The following is an 11243-nucleotide window of genomic DNA, read 5'->3' on the forward strand; positions in this document are numbered from 1 at the left end:
CGCCGAAGCAGCGCCGGGACAACCGGCCAGAGCCGGTCGCGCCGTCGTCGGGCCGGCAGGCCCCCAGTGGACCGGCCCGCCGGCGCCGGCGCTGGCCCTGGGTACTGCTGCTCAGCCTGGTCTGCTGCTGCGGCTGCCCGGCCTGGTTCGGCAAGCCGGCGTGGGATCAGTACCCGGCCGACGCGGCGCTGCCCCCGCTGGTGGCCGACCTGACGCTACGCACCGACGACCGCAGCAAGGCCACCGCCGACCAGTTGGCGACCGACGTACGCGCGGCGAACCTGATTGCCGAGGACGTCTTCGCCGGTGTCTACGGCACCGGCGACGGCAAGCTGGTCACGGTCTTCGGCACCACCGGCTTCCGGTTGAGCCCGGAGTCGGACGCCGACGACGAGATGACCCGGCTGACCGACACGTACCGGCTGGACCCCCCGCAGCCGGTGGAGACCGGGGTCCGGGGCCGACACGCCCGGTGCGCCACGGGTCGCACGGACGACGGTGGCGTGGTGGTCTGCACCTCGGTCGACCACGGCAGCATCACCACGGCGGTCTTCACCCGGCTCTCGGTCGACGACAGCGCCCGCCTGCTGGAAACCCTGCGCGCTCAGATCGTCACCACCGCGTAGCGCTGAGCGAGGCCGTATCCGGGCGTCCCGGCCACCCACCCGGGGGTCGACCACGACGGGCGGAAACAGCCCTCGTGGTCGGCGCACGGGTACGGGGGCGGCGCGTGGCCGAAGGCGGGTCAGGCAGGGGTGGACTCGCCACGCCTGGGGGCGTAGCGGGGAACGTACTTTTGGCCCGTGAGCTTCTGGATCTCGGCCATCAGCTCGTCGGTCATCGTCCGCAGCGAGGTGCGGTCGTCCGGACGGCCGGTGAAGTCCAGCGGCTTGCCGAACCGTATGGTGATCTTCGCCTTGCCGGGCCGGGGCACCCGGGCCCCGATCGGCTGAACCTTGTCGGTGCCGGTCACGCCAACCGGGATGATCGGCACGCCGGCCGCCACGGCGAGCCGAACCGCCCCGGTGCGCCCCCGGTAGAGCCGCCCGTCCGGCGAGCGTGTCCCTTCCGGATAGACCGCCACCAGATCGCCGGACCGCAACGCGGGAATGGCGGCGTCGAACGCGGACAGCGCCGCCCGCCCACCGCCCCGCTCGACCGGGATCGCGCCCAGGCCGGTGAGAAGGAACTTGGAGAACGCACCCTTCGCCCCGGAGCCGTTGAAGTACTCCGACTTGGCCCAGAAGGCCAGGTGACGGGGGACCACGGTGCCGAGGAACAGCTCGTCGGCCACGGAGAGGTGATTGCCGGCGAAGATCGCCCCGCCGGTGTCCGGAATGTGTTCCAGCCCCTCCACGGTCGGACGGAACGCCAACCGGAGCGCGGGCGCCACGGTGAGCTTGCCGATGGTGTAGAGCAGGGGCACTGGTCCTCCGGCGGTCGCGTACGAACAGGCGGTGTCACGGTAGCGGACCGCTGCCCGTCCACCCCAGCGGGTAGCCGCCCGCCCGGCTGGTGGTTCGGTGGCACGTGTCGCGCACCGGACCACCCGTCGGAGCGTGACACCCGCCGCACGGCCACCGTCACCCGCTCACCGTCGCCGACCTCGCCAGCGAAGCCGTTGACGCCCTCCACGACGTGGATGCTGTCCGCCAGCACCTCCCGGACCACGAAGCCGCTGCCCGGACCGTCCGGTGCCGCGGGGCGAACGTGCCCGCGGCACCGGACGGACGCGCACGGGCGGAGTTCCCGCCCCGGTGCTGGTCAGGGCGCGGGCAGGGTGGTGCTCCACAGCGACACGCCGTCGCGGTCGCGCAGGTGGACGGTGAAGGCGCCGGACGCGGCGTCGATGCTCACCTCGCCGAAGTGCTGGAAGCCCTCGGCGGGCGAGGTGTTGGCCCGCGGCGGGGCGTGCACGAAGACGGCCTGCGGGCCGAATGTGCCGTCCAACCGGTTCGGGCCGAAACCACCGGCGTGCGCGGGTCCGGAGACGAACTCCCAGAACGGGGTGAAGTCGCCGACCGCCGCCCGTGCCGGGTCGTAGTGGTGCGCGGCGGTGTAGTGCACGTCGGCGGTGAGGAACACGATGCCCGTGACCCCGGCCCGGTGCGCGGTCCGCAGCACCTCGGCGAACTCCAGCTCCCGCCCGGCCGGGGCGCCCGGGTCGCCCTGCGCCACGCCCTCCTGTGCCCCCGGCCCGTCCGGCACCACCAAGCCGAGCGGCAGGTCAGCGGCGATCACCTTCCAGGTCGCCCGGGACCGGGTCAGCTCCCGGACCAGCCACTGCCGCTGTTCCCGGCCGAGCAGGCCGCGCGCCGGGTCGGCGTAGGTGTTGCCGTCGTTCGGGTCCTTGTACGTCCGCATGTCCAGCACGAAGACGTCCAGCAGCGGCCCGTACGACAGCCGCCGGTACAGCGGCCCGCCCGTCGGGACCGGCAGCCACTCCCCGAACGCCTGCCGGGCACGCGCGGCGAGCACGTCGACCCGCCGTTCGGTGTAGCGGGCGTCGGTGAGAATCTCCCCCGGGTACCAGTTGTTGGTGACCTCGTGGTCGTCCCACTGGTTGACCTGCGGCACCTCCGCGACGAATGCGCGCAGGTGCTCGTCGAGCAGGTTGTACGCGAACTGTCCCCGGTACTCGGCCAGCGTCTCGGCGACCTTGGTCTTCTCCGGCGTGACCAGGTTGCGCCAGACCCGGCCGTCGGGCAGGGTCACTGTCTCGCTGAGCGGGCCGTCGGCGTACACGGTGTCGCCGCTGCACAGGAAGAAGTCCGGTGCTACCCCCCGCATCGCCCGGAAGATGCTCATCCCGCCGAAGTCCGGCGCGATCCCCCAACCCTGGCCGGCGATGTCCCCGGTCCACACGAACCGCACGTCCCGCCGCTGGTGCCGTCCCGGGGCGGTGGCGAAGGAGCCTCGCAGCGGCTCGCCGCACAACCCGTGCCGGTCCAGGCTCTCCACCCGGACCCGGTAGTAGAGCCGCTCCCCCGAGGGCAGGCCGCGCAGCCGCAGCCGCCCGGTGAAGTCACCCGTCGGGTCGAGCACCGGCCCGCGCAGCACCCGCGCCCCGCGCAGGTCGGGCCGGCGGCTCAGCTCCACGAACATCCGGCCCGGCCGGTCGGCCCGGGTCCAGACCAGCGCCGAGTCGGCGGTGACGTCGCCGCTCTGCACGCCGTGGGTGAGCACCGGCCGCCAGGCGGGCGCGGCGACGCCCCCGGCACCGCCGAGCAGCGCGCCGCCGGCGACTCCCGCCCCGGCAGCCAGGCCGGCGCGCAGCAGGGTACGTCGGTCGAGTTCGGTCATCGTTCCTCCCTGGAAACGGATCAACCAGGTCGGTCTACCGGGCCGACATGACCGCCGTCGCCGCGTGAGGTGGCCGGGACCTCAACGGTGGTTGTCGGCGCCGTCTCCGGACTACCGCCCGGCTGGCAGCGTGGCCCACGTCACCATGAGCGACGGTCACGTCCGGCCCGTCGCTGTCGTCGTTGGGGTGCAGGCCACGATCCAGGAGGTAGGCAGTGAGTCGGATGAACATGGTCGAGGTTGCGCCGGAGGCGTACCAGGCGGTGCTGGGGCTGGAGCGCTACGTCCGGGCGAACGTCGAGCACACCGTGCTGGAGCTGGTGAAGCTGCGCGCCTCGATGCTGAACGGCTGCGCGTTCTGTGTGGACATGCACAGCCGGGACGCGCTCGCTGCCGGCGAGTCCAGCCGGCGGCTGTTCGCGGTGTCGGCGTGGCGGGAGGCGCCCTTCTTCGACGAGCGGGAGCGCGCCGCGCTGGCGTTGACCGACGCGGTCACCCGCCTCGGCGAGCACGGCGTGCCCGACGAGGTGTGGGACGCCGCGGCGAAGGTGTGGTCGGAGAAGGAGCTGGCCGATCTGGTGATGGCGATCGCCACCATCAACGTGTGGAACCGGATCGCGGTGACCACCCACGCCGAGCCTCCGGCCGAGGTCTGAACCCGGGCACGACGACGCCCGGGCCGGATCACCGGCCCGGGCGTCTGGACGGTTCAGCCCAGCGTGGGAAACCAGAGCGCTAACTCGCGCTTGGCGCTGTCGACGGAGTCCGAGGCGTGCACGAGGTTCTCCCGGTTGGACAGGGACAGGTCGCCGCGGATGGTGCCGGCGGCGGCCCGACGGCCGTCGGTCGCGCCGATCATGCCCCGGACCACCTCGATAACCTGGTCGCCGGAGAGCACCAGCGCCACCAGCGGCCCACCGGTCATGAACGCCTTCAGCGGCGGGTAGAACGGCTTGTCCACGTGCTCGGCGTAGTGCTGGTCGGCGAAGTCGCCGTCCAGCGTCCGCGTCTGCATGGCGTCGATCCGCAGGCCCTTGCGCTCGAAACGAGAGGTGATCTCACCGACCAGGCCCCGGCGGACCGCGTCGGGCTTGATCAGTACGAGCGTGCGCTCGTCCGGACTGCTGGACACGCTGGGTTCCTCCTGTGCGCGGAAGACGGTCTGGCTGGGTACGGTCAGCGTACCGACCCGGTCCCGGTGTCGGCCCGGCGGCTGCTCTTTCCCTCGGTTGCCGGATCGGCCTAGCCTGGCCATGACCCCCGGGAGGTCCACTGTGGCGAATGGCGGAAACCGCCCCATCGCGCCGGTACGCAAGCTGATCGCCGCGGTGCTGGGCACCGTGGCCATGTTCGTCGTGCTGTTCGGCCTGGGCATGACGAGCTGGGCGATCGTGGCGCTCGGTGTGGCCCTGCTGGTGCTGGCCGTCGCCCTGGCCACCGTCCGCGCGGGCGGGCGCACCTGGGTGATCGGCGTCGGGCACGTGCACAGCGCCTCCGAACCCCCCACTCAGTACGCCTTCGGCCGCTGCGAGCTCCAGCTGGTTATCGACGCCCCCGGCATGCCGCCCCGCTCCAAGAAGATCATTGAGCCACGGGTGCCGGTGGCGAAGTGGCCGTCGCTCGGGCAGTCCCTGCCGATCCGGGTGGCGCTCGACGACCAGCGGCACGTCCGGGTGCTCTGGGACGAGGTGCCCACCCACTCCGAGAGCGCCGGCGCGGCCGACCTGCCCCCGGAGTACGCCGAGACCGAACCGGTCGACGAGATGCTGATCGCGCAGGAGGCCCCGCCGTGGGCCGGCCGCCCGACCGACGACGACTTCCACGACGACCTGCGCGACGACCTGCGCGACGACCTGCGCGACGACCTGCCGCCGGCCGACTCGCTCGGCGAGCCGGTGGCGCCCGAGCTACGCGAGGCGGTGGTGGTCCACCAGCGGCCCGGCGGCCCGGTGGTGCTGGAGGGCACCGTCGTCGACCAGCCGCAGATCGGGCTGCCCCGCCGAGCCACCCCCGCCCCGCGGACGCCGGCCGAGGAACACTTCGACGCGCCGCTGACCGACCCGGTCGACGTACCCCTCGGCGACCCGCCGACGGACCGGGTCGACCCGGACGAACTGGACGAACTGGACGAGGCGATCTTCGGGTACGACCCGGAGGCGGAGCCGGTGGCCGGCACCGGCCCGATCAGCGGGGTCGGCCTGACCCTGCTGGTCACCGACCTGTCCCGCTCGCTCGACTTCTACCGGTCGCTCGGCTTCACCGAGGTCGACCAGGGCTCCGGCAACGCGGTGCTCGCCTCCGGCAGCACCCGGCTGGTGCTGCGCGAGATCACCGAGGCGGCCCCGATCAGCCGCCGGCTGGTGCACGTCAACCTGGAGGTCGACGACATCGACGGCGCCTACCAGCGGCTCAAGGACTCCGGGGTCAGGTTCACCTACGCGCCTCGGGTGGTCAACCGGGGCAGCCGGCTGGAGGTCTGGGCGGCGGCCTTCCGCGACCCGGACGGCCACGGCATCGCCCTGACCCAGTGGCGGGAACGCGCCGAGGCGTGACGCGCCGGGCCGCCGGGCCGCCGACGGCCCGTCCACTCAGCCGAGGATGACCCGGCGCACGTGCAACCCGTACGCCCACACCAGGCCGAACATCACGCCGAGCCCGAACAGCGACCAGTGCAGCAGGCCGCAGAGCAGCAGCAGCCCCTGTAGCACGGTGCCGGCGTGCCACGCCCACGACCGGCGCATCATGCCGGCCAGCACCACGCAGGCGACCGCCAGCGCGACGATCGCCGCGATCGCCGGCCCGCCCAGGTCCCCGCCGACCAGCCGGATCGGCTGGATCGCCAGCAGCAGCACCAGCGCCTCCAGGACGAGCAGCCCGGCGCCCAGGCCCCGCACCGCCTTCTCCGGGTTACGCAGCCCGGACCGCCGCCCGCCCTCCGGCCGTTCCCCCGCCGGTTCGGTCATCGCTTCAGCAGCCGGCGGGCGTCGGCCACGGTCGCCACCGACCCGGTGATCAGCACACCCACCCCGGCCAGCTCACCCGGGACGTCCACCTCGGCCTCGGCGACGGCGGCCTCGATGGCGTCCGGCATCGTGTCGGTGACCTGCACCCGCTCCGGCCCGAAGACCTCCCTGGCCATCGCGGCCAGCTCGTCGACCGGCATCGCCCGGGGCGAGCTGTTGCGGGTCACCACGATCGAGTCGAGCACCGGTTCCAGCAGCTCCAGCAGGCCGGCCGCGTCCTTGTCGGCAAGCACCGCCAGCACCCCGACCAGCTTGCTGAACGCGAACTCCTCCTGCAACGCGGTCACCGTGGCGGTCATCCCGTGCGGGTTGTGCGCGCCGTCGAGCAGGATCGTCGGTGCGCTGCGCACCTTCTCCAGCCGGCCCGGCGAACTGACCACGGCGAAGCCCTCCCGGACGGTGTCCACGTCGAGCTGCCGCCTGGTTCCCGCACCCAGGAACGCCTCCACCGCGGCGAGCGCCACCGCCGCGTTCTGCGCCTGGTGCGCGCCGTGCATCGGCACGAACACCTCCTCGTACACCCCGCCGAGGCCCTGGATGCTCAGCACCTGCCCACCGACGGCGACGGCCCGGCGCAGCACACCGAACTCGGAGCCCTCCCGGGCGACGGTCGCGCCCACCTCGACGCAGCGTTCCAGGATGGGCCGGGCCGCCTCGTCGTCCTGCGCCGCGCAGATCACCGTGGCGCCCGGGTGGATGATTCCCGCCTTGTGCAGGGCGATGTCCTCCAACGTGTCGCCGAGCCACTCGGTGTGGTCCAACCCGATCGGCGTCAGCACCGCCACCCCGGCCTGGAGCACGTTGGTGGCGTCCTCCGCGCCGCCGAGCCCCACCTCGACCACCGCCACGTCGACGGGCGCGTCGGCGAACGTGGCGAACGCCAGCGCGGTGGTCATGTCGAAGTAGGTCAACGGCTCGGACGACCGATGGTCGACCAGCTCGGCCAGCGGCGCCACCTCGCGGTACGTCGCGACGAAGCGTTCCTCGCTGACCGGCTCGCCGTCCAGGCTGATCCGCTCCCGCACCGTTTCCAGGTGCGGGCTGGTGTACCGCCCGGTGTGCAGGCCGAAGGCCCGCAGCAGCGAGTCGATCATGCGGGCCGTGGACGTCTTGCCGTTGGTCCCGGTCAAATGGATCGACGGGTACGCCCGCTGCGGGCTGCCGAGCAGGTCGAGCAGGGACTCGATGCGGTCCAGCTCGAACACCATGCGGGTGAAACCCCGCCCGGCCAGCTCGGCGTCGACGGCGGCGAATTCGGTGCGGTCGGTCACGAGGAAAGCGCCTCCAGTGCGGCATCGATCCGGGCGAGGTCGGCCTCGGCCGTGGCCAGCCGCTCACGGATCTTCGCCACCACGTGCTCGGGGGCCTTGCCGACGAAGGCAGGGTTGCCCAGCTTCGCGCCGGCCTGCGCGACCTCCTTCTCGGCGGCGGCGCGGTCCTTGGTCAGCCGGGCGCGTTCGGCGGCCACGTCGATCGAGCCCCGGGTGTCCAGTTCGACGCTGACCTCGCCGGGCATGGCGAGGGTGGCGCTGGCCTGGAAGCCGTCGCCGGGGGCGTCGAGCCGGACCAGGGAGCGGATCAGCCGCTCGTGCCCCGCGATGCCCGCCACCGCCAGCCCGCCGAGCCGGGCGGCCACCCGCTGCGTCGGCCGCAGGCCCTGGTCGGAGCGGAACCTCCGGATCTCGGTCACCACCCGCTGGACGGCGCCGACCTCAGCCTCCGCCGCGTCGTCGATTTCGGTACGGTCGGCGACCGGCCAGGCCGCCGTCATGACCGTGTCCCCGCCGGTGAGCGCGATCCACAGCTCCTCGGTGACGAACGGGATGACCGGGTGCAGCAGCCGAAGCAGCTGGTCCAGCACGTGCCCGAGAACCCGGCGGGTGGCGTCGGCCGCCGGGCCGCCCTCGGCGAGCACCGGCTTGCTCAGCTCCACGTACCAGTCGCAGACATCGTCCCAGGCGAAGTGGTAGAGCAGGTCACACACCTTCGCGAACTCGTACGCCTCGAACTGCTCGTCCACCTCGGCGGTGACGTGCGCCAGCCGGGACAGGACCCACCGGTCGACCGTCGACAAACGGTCGGTGGCCGGCAGCGGCCCCGCGGTGTGCGCGCCGTTCAGCAGCGCGAACCGGGTGGCGTTCCACAGCTTGTTGCAGAAGTTCCGGGAGCCCTGGCACCACTCCTCGCTGACCGGCACGTCGCCGCCCGGATTCGCGCCCCGGGCCAGGGTGAACCGGGTGGCGTCCGCACCGTACCGGTCGATCCAGTCCAGCGGGTCGACGACATTGCCGAAGGACTTGGACATCTTCTTGCCGTGCTGGTCGCGGACCATGCCGTGCAGGGCCACCGTGTCGAACGGCTGCACCCCGTCCATGGCGTACAGGCCGAACATCATCATCCGGGCGACCCAGAAGAACAGGATGTCGTAGCCGGTGACCAGCACGTTGGTCGGGTAGAACTTCGCCAGGTCCGCGGTCCGCTCGGGCCAGCCGAGGGTGGAGAACGGCCACAGCCCGCTGGAGAACCAGGTGTCCAGGACGTCCTCGTCCTGGCGCCAGCCCTCGCCGGTGGGCGGCGTCTCGTCGGGGCCCACGCAGACGATCTCGCCGTCCGGGCCGTACCAGACCGGGATGCGGTGACCCCACCAGAGCTGCCGGGAGATGCACCAGTCGTGCATGTTGTCGACCCAGGCGAAGTAGCGCTTGGCCAGCTCGGCCGGCTCGATCTTCACCCGGCCGTCGCGAACCGCGTCGCCGGCCGCCTTGGCCAGCGGGGCGGTGTTGACGAACCACTGCAACGACAGCCGCGGCTCGACGGTGGTCCTGCACCGCGAGCAGTGCCCGACCGCGTGCACGTACGGCCGCTTCTCGGCGACGATCCGGCCCTGCTCGCGCAGTGCCGCGACGATCGCGGGGCGGGCCTCGTACCGGTCCAGCCCCTGGAACGGCCCGTGCGCGGTGATCACGCCACGCTCGTCCATGATCGCCAGGGCGGGCAGGTCGTGCCGCTGACCGATCTCGAAGTCGTTGGGGTCGTGCGCCGGGGTCACCTTGACCATGCCGGTACCGAAGGCCGGGTCGACGTGCTCGTCGCCCACGATGGGGATGCGCCGCCCGGTCAGCGGCACCTCGACCTCGGTGCCGATCAGGTGCCGGTACCGCTCGTCGTCCGGGTGCACGGCCACCGCGGTGTCGCCGAGCATCGTCTCGGCGCGGGTGGTGGCGACCACGACGTCGTCGCTGTACCGGATCGAGATCAGCTCACCCTCGTCGTCGGTGTGCTCCACCTCGATGTCGGACAGCGCGGTGAGGCAGCGCGGGCACCAGTTGATGATCCGGTTGGCCCGGTAGATGAGACCGTCGTCGTACAGCTTCCTGAACATGGTCTGCACGGCCCGGGACAGGCCCTCGTCCATGGTGAAGCGCTCGCGGTCCCAGTCGACGGAGTCGCCGAGGCGGCGCATCTGGCCGAGGATCGCGCCGCCGGACTCGGCCTTCCACTGCCAGACCCGCTCGACGAACTTCTCCCGGCCCAGGTCGTGCCGGGACAGCCCCTGGCCGGCGAGCTGCCGCTCCACCACGTTCTGCGTGGCGATGCCGGCGTGGTCCATACCGGGCAGCCAGAGCGCCTCGTACCCCTGCATCCGCTTGCGGCGCACCAGCGCGTCCTGGACGGTGTGATCGAGCGCGTGGCCCATGTGCAGCGAGCCGGTGACGTTGGGCGGTGGGATGACGATCGTGAAGGGGGGTTTGTCACTTCCCGCCGACGCCCGGAAGTGGCCGGCGGTTACCCACTGCTCGTACCGTCGCTGCTCTACCTCGCCGGGCTGGTACTGGCCGGCCAGGGTCGGGGCGTCGGGGCGTCGGGCATCCAGTCTCTCGGTCACCCTGAAAGTCTACGGAGCGCTTCGGCGGACCTGACGTGCGCCACCTGTCATTCGCGTACGGTGGCGGACATGTCCGACGCACATCTCAGCGAGCGTGAGCTCATCGACGGGCCCGAACCGGTTCACCTGTCCGAGGAGCCGATCCGGCTGAGCAACCACCACCCGGCGGCCGATGCCGCCACGGGTGCCCGCCCGTCCCGACGCGGGCGGGTCGCCCTGGGCGTCGCGCTCGCCGTCGGTCTCGCCGGCGCCGGCGCACTCGGTGCCGTGGGGTGGCGGATCGCGGAGCAGAAGGACACCCGGCTGAGCACCCCGCAGAGCGTGGCCGGCCTGGCCCGGGACGACTCGGAGCCAGCCCGCAGCACCGCCGACTACCTGCGCAGCGGCTTCTCCGCCGACATCGACCTGGACTACAGCTTCGGCACCGTCTACCGCGATCCGGCGGCCGGGGCGGCCGATTCGCCGGTGCTGCTGTTCGGCGGCACCACCCTGCTCTGGCGGCCGGAACGGGATCTGGACACCCTCTTCGGGTTGATGGCCGACGAGACCGGCAAGGTGGCCGGGCTGCGCGAGGTGCCGGCCGGCCGGTTCGGCGGCGTGATGAAGTGCGGCACCACCCGCGGCGCCGAGGGCTTCACGGTGTGCGGCTGGGCCGACCACGGCAGCGTCGTCGTGGGGATGTTCCCGAACCGCACCGTCGACGACGCGGCCGGCCTGTTCCGGCAGGTCCGCGAGGCCATCCAGACCCGGGGCTGACCGCCGGCCAGGGGTGCGGGGGCCGCCATCGGCTCGCCTGCCCGCTCCCGGGTAACCGACGCCGGATCCCGACCGTCCGTATCCCCGGTGGCTTGTGTGGGAATGCATTCAGGGCCACTCCCCGGATCGGGGGTGGCCCTGAATGAATGATTGTCCGGCGGTGTCCTACTCTCCCACACCCTCCCGAGTGCAGTACCATCGGCGCTGGAGGGCTTAGCTTCCGGGTTCGGAATGTGACCGGGCGTTTCCCCTCCGCCATGACCGCCGTAACTCTA

The 11243-nt window shown here is 72.4% G+C and carries 9 protein-coding genes, 1 rRNA gene and 1 pseudogene; 4 read left to right on the forward strand and 7 right to left on the reverse strand.

Annotated features, from left to right (window positions below; genetic code table 11):
• A pseudogene (locus E1193_RS24940) lies at positions 1-626 on the forward strand (hypothetical protein); the annotation flags it as partial.
• 119 nt (positions 627-745) lie between these two features.
• Here the strand turns inward: E1193_RS24940 and E1193_RS24945 are convergent.
• Both E1193_RS24945 and E1193_RS24950 read right to left on the reverse strand, forming a co-directional pair.
• Positions 746-1426 (reverse strand): lysophospholipid acyltransferase family protein, encoded by a 681-nt coding sequence (locus E1193_RS24945; protein WP_132185620.1) that lies wholly within the window; start codon positions 1424-1426, stop codon positions 746-748.
• A 338-nt stretch (positions 1427-1764) separates the two neighbouring features.
• Positions 1765-3303 carry an alkaline phosphatase D family protein gene (locus tag E1193_RS24950; protein ID WP_132185621.1) on the reverse strand — a complete coding sequence of 513 codons (1539 nt, stop codon included), beginning with the start codon at positions 3301-3303 and terminating at the stop codon, positions 1765-1767.
• A 224-nt stretch (positions 3304-3527) separates the two neighbouring features.
• Here E1193_RS24950 and E1193_RS24955 point away from each other — a divergent pair, with 224 nt between their 5' ends.
• Positions 3528-3959 (forward strand): carboxymuconolactone decarboxylase family protein, encoded by a 432-nt coding sequence (locus tag E1193_RS24955; RefSeq protein WP_207922852.1) that lies wholly within the window; start codon positions 3528-3530, stop codon positions 3957-3959.
• 53 nt (positions 3960-4012) lie between these two features.
• Here the strand turns inward: E1193_RS24955 and ndk are convergent, their stop codons facing one another.
• Positions 4013-4435, reverse strand: a complete 423-nt coding sequence (gene ndk, locus E1193_RS24960) for a nucleoside-diphosphate kinase (RefSeq protein ID WP_132185623.1) — start codon at positions 4433-4435, stop codon at positions 4013-4015.
• A gap of 142 nt (positions 4436-4577) precedes the next feature.
• Here ndk and E1193_RS24965 point away from each other — a divergent pair, with 142 nt between their 5' ends.
• Entirely contained in the window at positions 4578-5855 is a 1278-nt protein-coding gene (locus E1193_RS24965) for a VOC family protein (protein ID WP_132185624.1), read from the forward strand.
• A gap of 36 nt (positions 5856-5891) precedes the next feature.
• On the opposite strand, the gene E1193_RS24970 is transcribed toward E1193_RS24965, so the two are convergent.
• The 3 genes from E1193_RS24970 to E1193_RS24980 are packed head-to-tail and all read right to left on the reverse strand — an operon-like array spanning position 5892 to position 10212.
• Positions 5892-6266 (reverse strand): DUF4233 domain-containing protein, encoded by a 375-nt coding sequence (locus E1193_RS24970; protein WP_132185625.1) that lies wholly within the window; start codon positions 6264-6266, stop codon positions 5892-5894.
• Positions 6263-7597, reverse strand: a complete 1335-nt coding sequence (locus tag E1193_RS24975) for a folylpolyglutamate synthase/dihydrofolate synthase family protein (protein WP_132185626.1) — start codon at positions 7595-7597, stop codon at positions 6263-6265. The genes E1193_RS24970 and E1193_RS24975 overlap by 4 nt, the downstream gene beginning before the upstream one ends.
• A complete protein-coding gene (locus E1193_RS24980; protein ID WP_132185627.1) occupies positions 7594-10212 on the reverse strand; it encodes a valine--tRNA ligase in 2619 nt (872 codons plus the stop codon). Before E1193_RS24980 ends, E1193_RS24975 begins: the two co-directional genes overlap by 4 nt.
• 69 nt (positions 10213-10281) lie before the next feature.
• On the opposite strand from E1193_RS24980, the gene E1193_RS24985 reads away from it, so the two are divergent.
• Complete coding sequence (locus E1193_RS24985; protein WP_132185628.1) at positions 10282-10968, forward strand: hypothetical protein; 687 nt, start codon at positions 10282-10284, stop codon at positions 10966-10968.
• A gap of 152 nt (positions 10969-11120) precedes the next feature.
• Here E1193_RS24985 and rrf read toward each other — a convergent pair.
• Positions 11121-11237, reverse strand: a 5S ribosomal RNA gene (gene rrf / locus E1193_RS24990).
• Positions 11238-11243 lie beyond the last annotated feature (6 nt).

It is taken from the genome of Micromonospora sp. KC606 (assembly GCF_004348675.1).
Classification (GTDB): Bacteria; Actinomycetota; Actinomycetes; order Mycobacteriales; family Micromonosporaceae; genus Micromonospora.

Bases quoted from the DNA above. Each gene is read 5' to 3' on its own strand.
- E1193_RS24950 (WP_132185621.1), bottom strand. From the start codon at position 3,303: ATGACCGAACTCGACCGACGTACCCTGCTGCGCGCCGGCCTGGCTGCC.
- E1193_RS24955 (WP_207922852.1), top strand. From the start codon at position 3,528: ATGAACATGGTCGAGGTTGCGCCGGAGGCGTACCAGGCGGTGCTGGGG.
- E1193_RS24970 (WP_132185625.1), bottom strand. From the start codon at position 6,266: ATGACCGAACCGGCGGGGGAACGGCCGGAGGGCGGGCGGCGGTCCGGG.
- E1193_RS24985 (WP_132185628.1), top strand. From the start codon at position 10,282: ATGTCCGACGCACATCTCAGCGAGCGTGAGCTCATCGACGGGCCCGAA.